This window comes from Jiangella asiatica (assembly GCF_004349065.1).
GTDB lineage: Bacteria > Actinomycetota > Actinomycetes > Jiangellales > Jiangellaceae > Jiangella > Jiangella asiatica.
Genome location: NZ_SMKZ01000047.1, coordinates 26,865 through 41,804, shown reverse-complemented (window position 1 = coordinate 41,804; position 14,940 = coordinate 26,865). Strand labels below are relative to the sequence as shown.

14 protein-coding genes are annotated in these 14,940 nt (G+C 71.5%); 4 read left to right on the top strand and 10 right to left on the bottom strand.

Annotated elements, in window-relative coordinates:
• Positions 1-120 precede the first annotated feature (120 nt).
• From E1269_RS24865 to E1269_RS24820, 10 genes are read right to left on the bottom strand one after another with little or no spacing between them, the layout of a single operon-like run.
• Positions 121-1,857: an L-asparaginase family protein gene (locus E1269_RS24865; protein ID WP_203434043.1), complete on the bottom strand. Its 1,737-nt coding sequence runs from the start codon at positions 1,855-1,857 to the stop codon at positions 121-123.
• On the bottom strand, positions 1,844-2,683 hold the full coding sequence (locus tag E1269_RS24860; protein ID WP_131899632.1) for an ABC transporter ATP-binding protein: 840 nt from the start codon (positions 2,681-2,683) through the stop codon (positions 1,844-1,846). The genes E1269_RS24865 and E1269_RS24860 overlap by 14 nt, the downstream gene beginning before the upstream one ends.
• A 29-nt stretch (positions 2,684-2,712) precedes the next feature.
• A complete protein-coding gene (locus tag E1269_RS24855) occupies positions 2,713-3,501 on the bottom strand; it encodes an ABC transporter permease (RefSeq protein WP_162606620.1) in 789 nt (262 codons plus the stop codon).
• Positions 3,498-4,592, bottom strand: coding sequence for an ABC transporter substrate-binding protein (locus E1269_RS24850; protein ID WP_131899628.1), 1,095 nt, complete (start codon positions 4,590-4,592; stop codon positions 3,498-3,500). The genes E1269_RS24855 and E1269_RS24850 overlap by 4 nt, the downstream gene beginning before the upstream one ends.
• Before the next feature lie 37 nt (positions 4,593-4,629).
• Positions 4,630-5,406, bottom strand: a complete 777-nt coding sequence (locus tag E1269_RS24845; protein ID WP_131899626.1) for an ABC transporter permease — start codon at positions 5,404-5,406, stop codon at positions 4,630-4,632.
• Positions 5,403-6,422, bottom strand: a complete 1,020-nt coding sequence (locus E1269_RS24840) for an amidohydrolase family protein (protein WP_131899625.1) — start codon at positions 6,420-6,422, stop codon at positions 5,403-5,405. The genes E1269_RS24845 and E1269_RS24840 overlap by 4 nt, the downstream gene beginning before the upstream one ends.
• Before the next feature lie 27 nt (positions 6,423-6,449).
• A complete protein-coding gene (gene phtC, locus E1269_RS24835; RefSeq protein ID WP_131899623.1) occupies positions 6,450-7,226 on the bottom strand; it encodes a 3,4-dihydroxyphthalate decarboxylase in 777 nt (258 codons plus the stop codon).
• A gap of 3 nt (positions 7,227-7,229) precedes the next feature.
• On the bottom strand, positions 7,230-8,786 hold the full coding sequence (locus E1269_RS24830) for a tripartite tricarboxylate transporter permease (protein WP_131899621.1): 1,557 nt from the start codon (positions 8,784-8,786) through the stop codon (positions 7,230-7,232).
• A gap of 3 nt (positions 8,787-8,789) precedes the next feature.
• Complete coding sequence (locus E1269_RS24825; protein WP_131899619.1) at positions 8,790-9,251, bottom strand: tripartite tricarboxylate transporter TctB family protein; 462 nt, start codon at positions 9,249-9,251, stop codon at positions 8,790-8,792.
• Between the two features lie 10 nt (positions 9,252-9,261).
• Complete coding sequence (locus tag E1269_RS24820) at positions 9,262-10,335, bottom strand: Bug family tripartite tricarboxylate transporter substrate binding protein (RefSeq protein ID WP_131899617.1); 1,074 nt, start codon at positions 10,333-10,335, stop codon at positions 9,262-9,264.
• A 163-nt stretch (positions 10,336-10,498) separates the two neighbouring features.
• On the opposite strand from E1269_RS24820, the gene E1269_RS24815 reads away from it, so the two are divergent.
• The 4 genes from E1269_RS24815 to E1269_RS24800 are packed head-to-tail and all read left to right on the top strand — an operon-like array spanning position 10,499 to position 14,916.
• Positions 10,499-11,779, top strand: coding sequence for a CaiB/BaiF CoA transferase family protein (locus tag E1269_RS24815; protein ID WP_162606619.1), 1,281 nt, complete (start codon positions 10,499-10,501; stop codon positions 11,777-11,779).
• Between the two features lie 19 nt (positions 11,780-11,798).
• Positions 11,799-12,773, top strand: coding sequence for a substrate-binding domain-containing protein (locus tag E1269_RS24810; protein ID WP_131899658.1), 975 nt, complete (start codon positions 11,799-11,801; stop codon positions 12,771-12,773).
• On the top strand, positions 12,770-13,834 hold the full coding sequence (locus E1269_RS24805) for an LLM class flavin-dependent oxidoreductase (protein WP_131899613.1): 1,065 nt from the start codon (positions 12,770-12,772) through the stop codon (positions 13,832-13,834). The genes E1269_RS24810 and E1269_RS24805 overlap by 4 nt, the downstream gene beginning before the upstream one ends.
• A 59-nt stretch (positions 13,835-13,893) precedes the next feature.
• Positions 13,894-14,916, top strand: coding sequence for a Bug family tripartite tricarboxylate transporter substrate binding protein (locus E1269_RS24800; RefSeq protein WP_162606618.1), 1,023 nt, complete (start codon positions 13,894-13,896; stop codon positions 14,914-14,916).
• Positions 14,917-14,940 lie beyond the last annotated feature (24 nt).

Below are 14,940 nucleotides of genomic sequence, written 5' to 3'. Positions count from 1 at the left end.
TCGTCCGCCTCTCCGTCGAGTAACTAAGTTTGTAGCAGCGGCATATGAATAAAGCAATAGTTCCGCCATTTCGTGCGGCGGCGTGCAACGCCAGGTGCGAGGCGGGCCGGCCGCATCGCGTCAATGGGTGTCGAAGACGGCCTGGTAATGCTGCAGGGCGGCCTCGACGGCGGCCAGCTCCGCTGCGGTCGGCGAGTCCGGATCGGCGGCCGGCGGCGGCGCCCCGAACCGCAGCAGGCACGCCATCAGCAGCATCCGAGCCTTGGTCGCGGTGAGATTGGCCCCGGCGATCGCCAGCCGCATGCGGTCGTGCGGCACCCAGCCTTCGCCGTTGCCCCGGCCGACCCGGACGACCGGCATCCCGCACAGGGCGGTCCGGCGCAGCACCGCGTCAGCCGACGGCGCGCTGGACCCGTAGGGCGCGTTCGCCTCCACCACGAAGCCGGCGAGCCCGCGGTGGCGCAGGTTGTGGTCGATCCGCGCCAGCAGCTCGACCTCGTCGTCGATGCCGTCGGGCCCGGTGGTGAGATACCGGGCGTGCTTGAAGATCGACACGTGCGGCACCGCGGAGCCGAGCAGCCCGCCCGCACCGTCCTTCACCTCGACGTCGATGGCCTCGGCTCCGTCACCGGCGCCGGATCGGCGGACGCCCCGCACCCGCCGGGGGATCGCCGTCAGCCGCACGTCGGAACCGTAGGTGTGCCGCCACACCGGCAGCGCCGTGAGCACCGGCGGGCCCGGGTCGCCGATGGTGGCGACGATACCGCCGTGCCCGCCGGTGACGCCGAACCCGCCCGGCCGGGCGTCGGCCTTCTGCACGTCCCGGGCCAGCAGCACCCGCTCGGCGTCGACCAGGACCGCGCCGAGCCGGTCGCGGCCCTGGTGGTCACGCCAGATCCCGGAGCGCAGGTACTCGACGGCGTGCACCAGGTTGCGGTCGCCGGTGGCGCCCAGGCAGCCGTGCGGCCACTCGGTCGACGCGCATCCGACGATCGGCACCTCGGTGTCGAGCACCAGCGTGAGCCAGTACAGCGTCTCCTCGATGGCCGGGCTCGCGTCGAGCCACAGCGCCGCCTGATACGTGCCGGTGGCCAGGGCACCGCTGAGCCGGTTGGTGACCTCGGCCAGCGCCGCGCGGGGCGGCTCGCCGCGAAGGTGGCCGGGCCGGTACGGGAAGAAGTCCTCGCCCCATCGTTCCGCAGCGATCCCGCCGGTGCCCACGTCGGTGCGCTCGCCCTCGGCCAGGCCGCGGGTGTAGCCGCCCGACGGCAGAACGCGGAAGAAGTCGAAGTCGGCGTGCCGGCCGAGCAGGTTGCTCTCGGCGTGCTCGCCGTAGCCGAGGCGGTCGATCTCCTCGAACACGCGCGCCGCGTCCGGGTAGAACGGCTGCCGGGTCGCGTCCGGGGGAGCGTCCGGCCCGGTGGCGTCGCCGTCCCACGCGCTGCCGTCGGCCCGGACACCCATGTAGGGCAGAGGCAGCAGACCGTCCTCGGGCCGCAGCTCGATGCGATAGACCGGCCGGTCCGACGGTGCGCGCCGCTCAGTGCCGAACCGGCCGGCGTCGTCGAGATAGCCGTCCGGTGGTCCGTAGAGGTGGGCGGCGTCGGCCTCCAGCGGATGGGCCGAGAACTGCTCCACGTACACCGTCACCGGTGCGGCCAGCCGCTGCGGCCGGAGCTGGTCGAACCGCAGACGGTCGCCCCACCGGTCGGTGAGCGGCGGCAGGCCGTGCCGCTCCCGCGCCTGGTTGGACGTGACCAGGGGCGCGCTGTTGAGCACTGTCGCGTTCGGCCCGGCGAACACCGCGACGCGGGGCTTGCCCGCGAGCCACGGACGTACGGGCTCAGTGCCGCTCACCGGTGCGGTCCTCGATCTCGGCGGCCTCGCGTTCGACGACGTCCAGGACGTCCTTGCGCAACACCGACCAGATCTCGCGGCGCACCTCCACGAAGCGCTCGTGGCTGCGTGCGTCGTACTCCCAGCGCGGCTGCGGCAGCCCGACGTCGACGACGGTGCGCACCCTCCCGGGGTGCGGCGAGAGCAGCACCACCCGGTCGGAGAGGTACACGGCCTCGTCGAGGTCGTGGGTCACCAGCACGATGGTCTTCCCCGTCGCGGCCCAGATGCGCAGCAGCTCCTCCTGCATGAGCTCGCGCTGCTGGGCGTCGATGGCCCCGAACGGCTCGTCCATCAGGAGCACCTCGGGGTCGACGGCGAGGGCGCGCGCGAGCCCGACGCGTTGCTGCATGCCGCCGGAGAGCTGATGCGGATAGCGGTCCTTGAACCGCTCCAGGTTCACCAGCCGCAGGTAGCGGTCGGTGCGCTCGTCGATCTCGGTGCCGCTCAGCTTGCGGATCTTGAGCGGGAATGCGACGTTTTGAGCCACCGTCCGCCACGGGAGCAGACCGAACGCCTGGAACACCATCGCCCGGTCGCGGCCGGGGCCGTCGACCGGCGTCCCGTTGACCTCGACCGTCCCGTCGTCGGCGGCGGTGAGGCCGGCGATGATCCGCAGCAGGGTGGTCTTGCCGCACCCGCTGGGGCCCAGGAGCGAGACGAACTCGCCGTCGGCGATCGTCAGGTCGATCCCATCGAGCGCGGGCGTGACGGCGGCGGCGTCGCCACTGATTTGGAAGCTCTTCCGGACGCCGGACACGACGATCTTCGGCTCTGCCTGTCTCATGATCGCGTTCTCCACGGTCTGCTCGTCGGTCAGGTGGTGGTTCGCCACGGTTCCAGCCGTTTCTCCAGGCGGGACATGAGCGCCATCGTGAGAATGCCGGCCGCGGACAAAACCAGCGCGGCGGCGACCATCTTGTCCACGCGGAGGTAGCCGACGCTGGCCTGGATCAGCCCGCCCAGCCCGGTCAGGCTGAGGAAGATCTCGGCGACGACGATGGCGGCGAGCGCCCGGCCCAGACCGATGCGCAGCCCCGCGGCGATGAACGGCAGCGCGCCCGGGATGACGACCTCTCTGACGACGTCGCGGCGGGAGGCGCCGAACGACGCCGTCACCTCGACCAGGTCGGCCCGGACGTTGCGCAGCCCTTCCTCGGCGTTGACGTAGATCGGGATGAAGGCGCCGATGAACACCAGCGTGATGCGTCCCACGTCGCCGACTCCGATCCACAGGATGATCAGCGGGACCATGACGATCACCGGCGTGGCGTAGAGGGCCAGCAGGTAGGGATCGATGATCGAGCCGAGGACGCCCGAGCGGACGGCGAGCAGCGCGAGTGCCAGCCCGGCGACGACCGCCAGCACCATCGACACCGCGAACGTCCAGGCCGTGGTCCACGCGGCACCGACCAGCTCGCCGGTCTCGAGCATTTCGCGGTACGCCTCGACCACCCGGACCGGGCTTGGGAACAGCAGCGGATCGACCGACGCGGAGAACAGCAACCAGCAGCCGAGGAACACCGCCAGGGTGGCCAGGCGCAACAGCGGTGTCCGCCAGCTCCGGCGCGGCCGCCCGCGGCCGGCTCGGACCGGCGGCGTCATGAAGCACCGCAGCCCATGCCGGCCGCCTGCTCGAGGAAGTCGCGCATGACCAGCGCCTCGCCGTCGACGTCCTGGGCGATGTCGCCGTTGTCGAGCATCGCGTCGGCCAGTGCCTGCATGCCGCCCTCGGGCAGGAGGTCCTGCCATTGCGTCGGGAACATGTTCATGTCCGTGACGGTCGCGTGCAGCTCGTGCAGCTCCTCCTCGCTGATGTTGGGCACGTTCTCCACAGCGAGGTCGACCCAGGCGTCGGGGTCGTCGTGGAACCAGGCGTTCGCCTCCAGGTTCGCGCAGGCCACCGCCAGGGCCACGTCCGGGTTGTCCTCGACGTAGTCACGCTTGGCGAACAGCGCCTCCTTCGTGAAGTCGTCGAGCACGTCGGACATGGTCAGAACCGCGTGCACGTCGTCGGTCTGGTTGGACAGCACGAGCCAGTCGCTGAGGATGATCGTGCTGGCGTCGATGCGGCCGGCGAGCAGGGCGGCAGCACGCTCGCCGCTGCCGCCGATTTGGACGAAGTCCACGTCTTCCGCCTCGATGTCGTTGCGGTCCAGGGCGATCCGCGACAGCAACGCGTCGAAGCCGGCCGGTCCGGACATGCCCATCGTCCGGTCCACCAGGTCGTCCGGGGTCTCGATGTCCGTCGTGGCCGCGAGCACGTAGTCGAGGGTGGAGCGCGGCGAGCCGACGGCCACCAGGTCGGCACCGCTGGCGGCGCCGAGGATCAGCTCGTCGCTGGGCGCGGACACCCAGTCCGCCTGGCCGGCGAGGATGGCCTGGGTCCCGGTCGTCGAGGTGATCGTGATGACGTCGAGCTCGGCGCCCCAGCCCTCCAGCCGGTCGAGCATGTAGTACATGGTCGTCAGCAGGGCCTCGGCCGGCGGCACGGTGATCCGGACGGTGGTCCCGGACAGGTCGATGTCGTCCGGGCCGGAGACCGTCGCGGCCGCCTCGCTGGCCCCGCCGGCGGCGTCCTCGCTGCCGGAGTCGTCGAACGCGGCGCAGGCCGGGACGGCGAGGACGACGGTGACGGCGCCGGCGGCGGCTCTGCGGGCCGGTGCCCGGTGCCCGTGACTGGCTCTGGCTCTCATCGCTGGTTCCTTTCGTTGTGCCGGACGGCGCCGGCCCTCAGGCCCGCCGCCAGGGCGACAGCCGCAGATAGATGACGTCGACCAGCCTGGTCAGCGCGACGCCCAGGACAGGAAGCACGAGCACCGACGCCATCAGGTAGTCGGTGGCGAAGCGCGCGCCGAAGGTGAAGACCAGGCCGCCGAGTCCGCCCAGGCGCAGGAACGCCTCGGCGAGGATCATGCCGACGACGCAGCGGCCGATGCTCTGGCGCAGGCCGACGACGATGTACGGCGCGGCGCTGGGCAGCAGCACCCGCAGCACGACCGTGGACCGCCGCGCGTCGAACGAGCGGGCCATGTCCTCCAAGTCCGGTGGGGCGGCGAGCACTCCGGCGCGAACGTTGTAGATCATCGGGAAGACGCCGGCCAGCAGCACGATCACGAAGCGGCCGCTGAAGCCGTAGCCGAACCAGACGATCAGGATCGGGATGAGCGCCACCTCGGGCGTGGCGTACAGGGCGGAGATGTACGGGCCCAGCAGCCGGTCCGCGAGCGGCACGCGGGCGACCAGGAAACCGACCGCGACGCCGACGAGGACCGAGGCGCCCAGGCCGGCGGCCAGCAGCTGCAGGCTCGGGACGGCTGCCTCGAGCAGCTGACCGCTGACGACCAGGTCGCCGAACGCGGCCGCCACCTTCGACGGTGGCGGCAGGATGATCGAGTCCCTGGCCTGCCCGTAGATCTCCCAGGCGCCCAGCAGCACGGCGGATGCCGCCAGGAGCGGCCACCGGCGCCGCCGGGCCACCGACCACAGCGGTGTCGCGGCCCGGCTCACGTCGGCTGTCCCGTGGTCAGGCCGAAGATGCGCTCGGCGTTGGCGTGCAGGATCCGCTCGAGGCTGGCGGCGGGCAGGTCGCCCTGCTGGTCGAAGAACTCGACGGCCTCGTCCATCCGCTGGTAGGGGTAGTCGGTCGCGAACATGATGTTCTCGTCGCCGAGCTCGGTGAGGCACAGGTCGAGGGCTGAGCGTTGATAGGCGCCGCTGACCGTGATCGCGAAGTTGCGCTTGACGTAGTCGCTGGCCTTCAGCTGCAGCTGGGGGGCGGTCTTGCCCTGGTGCTTGCCGTTCCAGTAGTCGATCCGATACAGCCAGAACGGGATGCCCTCGCCGAGGTGGCCGAGCACCAGTCGCAGCCGGGGGAACCGGTCCAGCACGCCGCTGACGATCAGCCGGTACGCGTGCGTGGCCGTCTCGACGGCGTAGCCCCAGGCCGCGCGGGACAGGTGGTAGACGGAGAACGGCGCGGCCACCGCGTCGGGGAGGGTCCGCGGGTGGATGTAGAGCGGGACGCCGAGCTCCTCGATGGCCGCCAGGACGTCCCAGAACCGCGGCTCGTCGAGATAGTGGCCGTCGGTGTGCGAGTTGACCACCAGGCCGTGCAGGCCGAGCTCCCGGATCGCTCGCCGCACCTCGGCCACGGCGCGCTCGGGATGGTGCGGCGCGAACACGGCCAGGCCGGCGAGCCGGCCGGGGTGGGCACGGACCTGCTCGGCGAGCCGGTCGTTGGCCAGCTCCGCCATATCGCTCGCGGTCTCCGGGTCGAACAGCTGGACGCCGGGGGAGCACAGCGAGAGCACCGCGACGTCGATGCCGTGCTCGTCCATCGCGGCGATCCGGGCGTCGCCGAGCTGCAGGAGGTCGTCGATCAGCCGCTGGCCGTGGTAGCTCATAGCGCCGCGGACCAGCTCGAGGTCCTGCGATGCCCAGACGCTGCGGGCCATCCCTCGCCACGCGTCTAGCTGTTCCGGGATCGCGAAGTGCTCCTCCGTGCCGATCCGTCGCATCGCCATCGCTCGCCGTCCTTCCGTTCCGCCTGATCAGCTCTCGCCGAGCTCCATGCGCCGGTGTGCCGCGTCCTCGGCGACGTAGGAGACCCACCGCCAGTCGGTGTCGGCGCCCCGCTCTCGGCCGGTGGCGACGTTGGTGTCCGCGCCCATCGCCCGCTTGTACGGCCGGGTGAAGAAGGCCTGGTCGGCATCGCTGACCGGCTCGGCCCGAACGCCGGCCAGGCGCAGCTGCCAGGTGAACCGGGCCAGGCGCTCCAGGCGCAGGGCGTTCATGACCGCCTCCGGCACATCGCGCCCGACGACGGTGACGCCGTGACCTCGCATCAGGCAGGCGGCGCGGTCGGCCATGGCGGCGACCAGCTCGTGCGCGCTCTCGACGTCGTCGACCAGCCTCGAGTGCGGGTAGGTCGGCACGCCGCGCAGTGCCAGCCGCAGGCCGCCGCTGTCGTACCCGCCGTAGGCCGGTTCGAGGGGGAGGCCGGCCACCGAGCACAGCACGCTGTAGGTCGGGTGGGCGTGCACGACGGCGTTCACGTCGTCGCGCAGCCGATAGGTCTCGCCGTGGATCGGCAGCTCCAGTGGGAGCTCGAAGCCCTCTGCGGCGTGGTCCTCGCCGCGGAAGCCGCACGTCCTGATGGCGTCGGTGGTGGTGTAGCGGAGGCCGCGCTCGGCCGCGGAGCGGCCGCGGACGAACATCCGCTCGGTGCCGGGAATCCGGGCGCTGACATGCCCGGCGATCTCGTGCACGAGGCCCTGCTGGGCCAGGATGCGGCATCCGGTCGCCACCTGTTCGCGTAGGTTCTGCATCGCTCAGCCGTCCCTCCCGCTCGCCGTGACTTGGTCGGCCGGCCGCGCACGGCGCGCGCGCAGGGCCTTGACCGCCGACCAGGCGATACCGACGGCCATCAGCCCGGTCAGCGTGGCCGCAAACGGCCGGGCCAGCAGGAAGTCCGGGCCGTAGATCTGCAACGACAGGACGAGGTAGTGCTCGAGGACCGGTCCCAGGACGAAGCCGATGAGGAACGTCACCCGCCCGTACCCGTACTTCTTCAGGTGGTAGCCGGCCAGCCCGGCCACCGCGGCGGTGATGATGTCGCCGACGTGCTGCGACGTCGCGTAGGCGCCGAAGAACGCCACCGCGAGGATGCCTGGGCCCAGCAGCGACGGCCGGACGCTCGCCAGCTTCGCCAGCTGCCGCACGAACGCCAGCACCATCCCGCTGGCCAGCAGATTGCTAACCATGAGAACGAAGACGATCATCCAGACGACGTCGAGGTCGTCCTCGAGCATCTCCGGGCCCGGCTGGATGCCGATCGTGACCAACGCCGCGAGCACGATGGCCATCGTGGAGCTGGACGGGATGCCGAACGCCAGCGCCGGGACCAGCTCGCCGCCGACGGTGGAGTTCGTGCTCGCGTCCGCGCCGACGACGCCGCGGACGTTGCCCTTCCCGAACGGCGGCAGGCCCCGGCCCCGGCCGCGGGCGGTGGAGGTCTTCGCCACCGTCGAGTAGGCCATGAACTGCCCGGCGGCGCCGCCGACCCCGGGGAGCATGCCGATCACCAGGCCGATCCACGAGCCGAGCCAGGTGGCGTCGAAGTGGCGGAACACGTCCTTGACGCCCTCCAGGGTGCCGCCGGCGGGGCTCGCGGCGGCCGCCGGCACCGGTGCCGGCTGGCCGGCGGCCCGCTGCTCCCGCGCGTCGCGCAACATGCTGATGGCCTCGGCCACGGCGAACAGCCCGATCAGCACCGGGACGAGACGCAGCCCGTCCCACAGGTAGAGCTGGTCGGACGTGTAGCGCTGGGTGCCGGTGGCGGCGTCCATGCCGACCAGCGCCAGCGACAGGCCCAGCGCGGCGGAGACCAGCCCTTTCGCGAACTGCTCCTCGCGCACGTACGCCAGCGTGAACAGCGCGGCCACGACGATGATGAAGAACTCGGCCGGCCCGAAGGCCAGGACGACGGGCCGGGCTATCGGAATGGCCAGTGCGAGCGTCACCGCGCCGATGACGCCGCCCACCGCGCTTGCCGTCAGGGCCGCGCCGATCGCCCGGCCCGCCATGCCGTTGCGCGCCATCGGGTGGCCGTCGAAGAGCAGGGCGGTGGAGGTGGCCGAGCCGGGCACCCCGAACAGGATCGACGTCACGGCGTTGCCGGTGCCGTCCGTCGCGGTGGCCGCCACCAGCATGGCGATGGCCACCAGCGGGTCCAGCTGGTAGGCGAAGGGGATGAGCACGGCGAGGATGAACGCCCCGCCCAGGCCCGGGATGATGGCGATGACCTGGGCGACGGCGACGGAGACCACGATCGCGAACAGCAGGGTGGGGTCCGCGAGGTGGCCGAGCCCTTCGACGATGGCATCCATCGGTCAGCCTCCGCCGAGCAGGCCGCCGAATACCGGGACGTCCAGACCCACCGCGAAGGCGAGATAGACGGTGACCATGACGCCGGCGGTGACCGCGACCGTCGTCGGCCAGGACTCCCGGGAGTAGCCGCGCAGCAGCGCCACCATCGCCAGCGACATCCCGGCCAGGAAGCCGAGGAGGAAGAGCAGGCCGATGCTCCCGGCGACCCAACCGAGCGTGACGGCCTCGTGCCGATGGCCGCGATCGGCGCCGGGACGCGGCCGGCGGCGCAGCAACCGGACCACCTCACGTACCAGCAGGCCGGTCATCAGGGCGAACGCGCAGCCGCCGATGATCGTCGGCGCGACGTTCGCCGGATACGCGAAGTCGAACGCACCGGTGAAGATGTATCCGGCCAGCAGCCACAGCACGACGGTGAAGGCGAGCGACCCGATCGACGGGTCGGTCTTCTGTCCGGTGTCCATCCGCCGCTCCCTATGAGGTGGCGGCTTCGCGCATCAGCTCGACGTACTCCGCCGGGGCGTCCAAGGCGTCCTCGACCGCGCTCTTCAGCTCCGCACCGGTCCGCGGCGCCCAGTTGACGCCGCGCGAGGTGGCCTCCTCGACCAGCGCCGGGTCGCTGGCCGCCTCGAACACGGCGTCGCTCAGCGGACCCAGCAGGTCGTCGGGCAGGTCCGGCGGCGCGACCAGGGCGACACCCAGCTGCGAGATCGTGATGTGGATGTCCAGCATCTCCATGACGTCGGCGGGCAGGTCGTACTCGACGATGGCCGGAACGTCCGGGAGCAGCGGGCTTCGTTCGTTACCGAGCACCACGAGCCCGCGGATCTCGCCGGCCTCGATGGCGGCCAGCTCCCCGCCGAGGAGATTGAACGAGGCGTCCACCTCGCCGCGGATGAGCGCCAGCTGGTTCTCGGCGCCGCTCTCGAAGCCCGAGACGATCTCCGTCTCGATCTGGTCGCCGAACACGCTCTGCATGAACACCGCGTCGTTGTAGCCGGACCCGGAGGTGCCGGTGACCCCGAGCAAGATCTCCTCGTCGGCGGCCAGCAGGTCCTCGAACGTCTCGTACGGGCTGTCGGCGCCGACGGTCATCAGCCGCGGCTCGGACGTCAGCCCGGCGAGATAGCTGAAGCGGGGGAGCTCGAACTCCACCGAGTCCGATGCGGTCTCGGCGAGCACGGTGACGGTGTTGCCGGGACCGTTGAGAGTTCCGATGACCGAGCCGTCGGGCTCGGACGCCCAGACGTAGTTGAGCGCGATCAGGTTGCCCGCGCCGGGCCGGTTCTCCACGACGACGGTCGCGCCGGTCTGTTCCTCCAGATATGGCTGCAGCCAGCGCGCGGCGTCGTCGAAGCTGCCTCCCGGGTCGTAGCCGACCACGAGCTCGATGGTCTCGCCGTCGAACGGCCGGGCCTCGCCGCCGGACTCACCCGCTGCCTCGGTGCCGTCGTCGTCGGAACACGCCGCGGCCAGGAGCAGGAGGCCGAACCCCGCGATGACGGCTCGGGCCGCCCCACGGCCAGGGATGTGCGTGCTGGAGAACATCGGCGTCCCCTCTCTGCGCAGCAGCGATGATCGCAGCAATGAATGTTGCAGTCAAGCTTGTTATGTCGATAATGTGTACCGACAATCAGCTCGGCGGCGACGGAGGGAGACGCTTGATGCGGACCGGGAATGCCGTAGCGGGGTGGCGGGATGCGGGCCGGGCATGAGTCGCACCCCGCCGGAGGCGACAGCCGAGACCGATCGGTCGGCCGGTCCGTTGGACGGCGTGCGGGTCCTTGACCTTGCCGACCCGCTCGGGGCGTACGGGTGCCGACTGCTGGCCGACCTCGGCGCGGACGTGATCCGCATCGAGCCCGTGACCGGGCGAGGCAGCCTGGACAGGGCGCCGTTCTGGTTGGTCCCCGGCAGTCCGCCGGTGAGCCTGTTCGAGCGGTTCGTCAACGCGGGTAAGAAGTCGGTGACGCTCGACCTGACCGCGCCGGAGGCCGAGCCGCTGCTGCGTGAGCTGCTGGTGAGCGCCGACGTCGTCGTTGAGAGCCCGGGGCCGGTGCTGGCGGCGGCCGGCTGGCCGCCCGAGTGGCTGCAAGAGGTCAACCCGGGCCTGATCCACGTCCGGGTCTCGCCGTACGGCGCGGACGGTGGCGATCGGTCCTCCGGCGCGACGGCGCCCGTGCCGCCGGACGACCTGGTGCTGCTGGGCGCCGGCGGCCTGTTGCACATGGGCGGCTATCCCGACATCGGCCCGGTGGCGGTCTACGGCGAGCAGAGCAGCTACATGGCCTCCATCTTCGCCGCCGTCGCCGCGATCGTGGGCCTGGTCGGGCGGCACCGCACCCGCGTGGCGGTCACCGCCGACGTGTCCGCCCAGGAGTGCGTCGCCCAGGCCCTGGAGGAGAGCGTGATGCGCTACGCCCTGACCGGCGAGGTGCGCGCCCCGCAGGGTGATGTCGCGAAGGAGGCCGGCAGCGGGGTCTACCGGTGCGGCGACGGCTACGTGAGTGTGGTGGCGGGGCGGCTGGGCACCGCGGCCGCATGGGCGTCGCTGGTGCGGTGGATCACCGAAGCCGATCCGGACGCCACGATGCTGACCGAGGAGCAGTGGTCGCGGTTCGAGTACCGGCAGCGGCCGGATGCCATCGAGACGTTCCGCGTGATCTTCGAGCGGTTCGCCGCCACCCGGAGCCGGCAGGAGCTCTATCGCGGTGCGCAGGAGCGGGGCATCGCGCTGTCACCGGTGAACGATCTCGCCGCGGTCCTGGAGGACGCCCAGCTGGCCAGTCGTGACTTCTTCGTCGACGTCGACGACCCTGAGGTCGGACGGACGCTGACCTACCCCGGCCCGCCGTACCGGTTGAGCGGCACCCCGTTGCCCGGGCCCCGGCCGGCGCCGCGGCGCGGTGCGGACAACGTCGACGTCTATGTCAAGGAGGCCGGGTTGAGCCCGGCCGAGCTGGAGAGCCTGGCCGCGCGTGGTGTGCTGTGAGAGGAGTTCCACCGTGAAGATGACCATCGCCACCGGCCGCTACGACCGGACCGCGGCGCTGCACGACGGCAGGATCCGGCCCGAGGGCCTGGAGATCACCTGGCTGCCGCTCAACGTCGAGCAGATCTTCTGGCGCATGATGCGTCACCGCGAGTTTGACGCGTCGGAGCTGTCCCTGTCCGGCTACCTGATCCGCCGGGCCAGGGGAGTGGACGACCTGGTCCCGATCCCGGTGTTCCTCTCCCGCTGCTTCCGGCACTCGGCCATCTACCTCAGCGCGGCGAGCGGCATCACCAAGCCCGAAGAGCTTGCCGGACGCCGTATCGGCGTTCCGGAGTACCAGATCACCGCGGCGGTGTGGGCACGTGGGCTGCTCCACGACGAGCACGGCGTGGACGCACGCGACGTCCGATGGGTGCAGGGCGGGCTGGAGCAGCCGGGACGCCGTCCGTTCGAGCCCGTCGAACCGGACGGCGTGGACCTCAGCTTCGCGCCGGAGGACGCGACGCTGGCCGGCATGCTCGCCGACGGTGAGATCGACGCGCTGATCAGCCCGCGGGTGCCGTCGACGTTCAGCGACGGCAGCGGCCGGGTGACCCGCCTGTTCCCGGACCCCGGCCGCGCCGAGCGCGACTACTACCGCCGCACCGGCATCTTCCCGATCATGCACATCGTCGCGATCTCACGCGACATCGTGGACGCCAACCCGTGGGTGCCGCAGACGCTGACCTCCGCGTTCCTGCAGGCCAAGCAGGTCGCGGACGCGGCGCTGCGGGACACGACCGCGCTGCCCATCCAGCTGCCCTTCCTGGTCGAGCACGTCCAGGAGACCGTGGCGGTGATGGGTGAGGACTTCTGGTCGTACGGCGTGGAGGCCAACCGCGCCACGCTCGAGGCGTTCGTCCGCTACGCCCACGTCCAGGGGCTGCTGCCCGAACCCGTCGACGTCGACGACATTTTCCCGGCCAGCGTCAGGAAGGTATCGCGGGTATGAGATTCTCCATCGCGTCCCTCGGCGAGGAGCCGGCCGGCCGCTTCGGCGAGTTCGTCCGGCTCTGTGAGCTGCTCGGGTACGAGTCCTTCTGCCACTCCGACGAGAAGTGGACGCGCGACGTCTACGTCCGGCTGGCCGTCGCCGCCGCGTCGACGTCGCGGATCGGGCTCGGCATCACCGTGACCGACCCCTATACCCGGCATCCCGCGCTGACCGCTCAGGCGGCCGCCACCCTCGGCGAGGCGTCGAGCGGGCGGCTGCGGGTGTTCCTGGGTGCCGGCAGCCACTTCGAGACGCTGCCCGGTTACGCGTCGGTCCGGCCGGTGGTCGGCATCCGCGAGTCGATCGAGCTGATGCGCCGGTTGTGGGACGGCGAGCGGGTCACGCTCGACGGCGAGATCGTGCGGTTCACCGGCGGCGAGCTCGACTTCCCCGTCGCACCCGAGCATCGGCCCGGCGTGTGGGTCGCGGGCCGCGGCCGGCAGATCCTGCGCATGGCCGGCCAGGTCGCCGACGGCGTCCTGATCGGCAGCTTCGCCACGCCGGCGGGCATCCGCTACGCCAAGGAGCTGGTCGCCGGCGGCCTGGAGCGCGCCGGGCGCACCTGGGACGACATCGGCCTTGCGTCGTGGCTCTACGTGAGCGTGCTGGAGTCCGCGGACGACGATGTCCCCGCCGGGGTCCGTCGCGGCGTCAGCCACGCGCTCTGGTCCAGCAGGGCCGTCGCGAACCAGCTGCTGGAGAGCGTCGACCTGTCCGGCGAGGACGAGTTCCTCGCGTTCATGAAGGACGCGCCCCACGAGTGGTCGCCGGCGGTCATGGCCGAACTGCGCCGGCTGATCCCGCGCGTGGTCATCGAGCAGTTCGCGGTGGTGGGCACCGCGGATCAGGTGGCCGCCCAGCTCATCGCCCTACGTGACGAGGGGGTCCAGGAATGCATCGCCTGGCCCTTCCCGGCCGATGGCATGGACGTGGAGGACTTCGCCGTCCAGTTCGCCCACGAGGTCGTCCCCCGGGTGCGGGGAAGGAGGTCGCGCGGTGCCTACCGGCTCGTCGACTGACGTCGGCGCGCAGCTACCGACGACGACAAGGCTTTGCGAGGAGAGGACCAATGCACGTAATGGGGAGGACTGGAACCAGCAGGACGCCGGTGCTGGCCGCGCTGGCCGTCGCTCCGGTGCTGTGCGCGGTGGCCTGCAGTGACGGCGCCTCCGGGGGCGGTGACGAGGAATGCGCCGACTACCCGGGTTCGGACATCGAGTTCATCGTGCCGTACTCCGCCGGGGGCGGCTTCGACACCTGGGCGCGCGTGATCGCGCCGGAGCTCGCCGACGACCTGGGCGTCAACGTGCCGGTGGCCAACCGCGACGGTGCCGGCGGCATCACCGGCGTCACCGAGGTGTTCGGCACCCGGCCGGACGGCAGCACCATCGTCATCACCGAGCCCGGCATCCTGGCCACCGCCCAGCTCACCGGCACCTCCGACCTGGACTTCGCTGAGCTCGACGTGGTCGGGCGGGTCGCGGTCGGGCCGGAGGTGATCGTGGTGCGCGCCGACTCGGAGTGGGACACCATCGAGGACGTCCAGGCCGCCGCCGGCGGCGGACCGGTCCTGATGGGCACCGGCGGGCTCGCCGCGGTCAACATCATCAGCTTCGACGAACTCGGGATCCCGTTCGAGAACGTCTCGCACGACGGCAGCAGCGAGGCGCTGCTGAGCGTGGTGCGGGGCGACACCGCCATCGCCCTCTTCCCGCTCGCGAGCGTCGCCGAGGGCATCCGCGCCGGCGACCTGAAGCCCTTGTTGCTGGTCGGCACGCCACCTGGCGAGGACAACCCGGACGCCGACGTCGTCGCCGGGGTGCCCACCCTGGACGAGGCCACCGGCCAGGACGGCCTCGGCGCGGCCCTGGAGCAGCACCGCATCGTGGCAACGGCGCCGGACACTCCACAGTGCATCGTGGAGAGTCTGTCCGAGTCGATGGCGGCGGCGTTCCAGGACGACGGGCTCGTCGGCGACTTCCAGGAGGCCGGACTGGTCCCGGCGCACATGGACGCCGCCGAGGCGCAGGAGGTGCTGCAGAGCACCATCGACACACTCACCGAGTACGAGGACCTCCTCAGCCAGAGCTTCGAAGGCTGACCGCGCCGGACGGGCAGGTGACGT

What these genes read in the sequence shown, in the direction of transcription:
- E1269_RS24855 (WP_162606620.1), bottom strand. Translation starts at nt 3,501, where the DNA reads ATGACGCCGCCGGTCCGAGCCGGCCGCGGGCGGCCGCGCCGGAGCTGG.
- E1269_RS24800 (WP_162606618.1), top strand. Translation starts at nt 13,894, where the DNA reads ATGGGGAGGACTGGAACCAGCAGGACGCCGGTGCTGGCCGCGCTGGCC.
- E1269_RS24825 (WP_131899619.1), bottom strand. Translation starts at nt 9,251, where the DNA reads ATGGACACCGGACAGAAGACCGACCCGTCGATCGGGTCGCTCGCCTTC.
- E1269_RS24815 (WP_162606619.1), top strand. Translation starts at nt 10,499, where the DNA reads ATGAGTCGCACCCCGCCGGAGGCGACAGCCGAGACCGATCGGTCGGCC.
- E1269_RS24820 (WP_131899617.1), bottom strand. Translation starts at nt 10,335, where the DNA reads ATGTTCTCCAGCACGCACATCCCTGGCCGTGGGGCGGCCCGAGCCGTC.
- E1269_RS24840 (WP_131899625.1), bottom strand. Translation starts at nt 6,422, where the DNA reads ATGGCGATGCGACGGATCGGCACGGAGGAGCACTTCGCGATCCCGGAA.
- phtC (WP_131899623.1), bottom strand. Translation starts at nt 7,226, where the DNA reads ATGCAGAACCTACGCGAACAGGTGGCGACCGGATGCCGCATCCTGGCC.
- E1269_RS24830 (WP_131899621.1), bottom strand. Translation starts at nt 8,786, where the DNA reads ATGGATGCCATCGTCGAAGGGCTCGGCCACCTCGCGGACCCCACCCTG.
- E1269_RS24805 (WP_131899613.1), top strand. Translation starts at nt 12,770, where the DNA reads ATGAGATTCTCCATCGCGTCCCTCGGCGAGGAGCCGGCCGGCCGCTTC.
- E1269_RS24850 (WP_131899628.1), bottom strand. Translation starts at nt 4,592, where the DNA reads ATGAGAGCCAGAGCCAGTCACGGGCACCGGGCACCGGCCCGCAGAGCC.
- E1269_RS24810 (WP_131899658.1), top strand. Translation starts at nt 11,799, where the DNA reads ATGACCATCGCCACCGGCCGCTACGACCGGACCGCGGCGCTGCACGAC.
- E1269_RS24860 (WP_131899632.1), bottom strand. Translation starts at nt 2,683, where the DNA reads ATGAGACAGGCAGAGCCGAAGATCGTCGTGTCCGGCGTCCGGAAGAGC.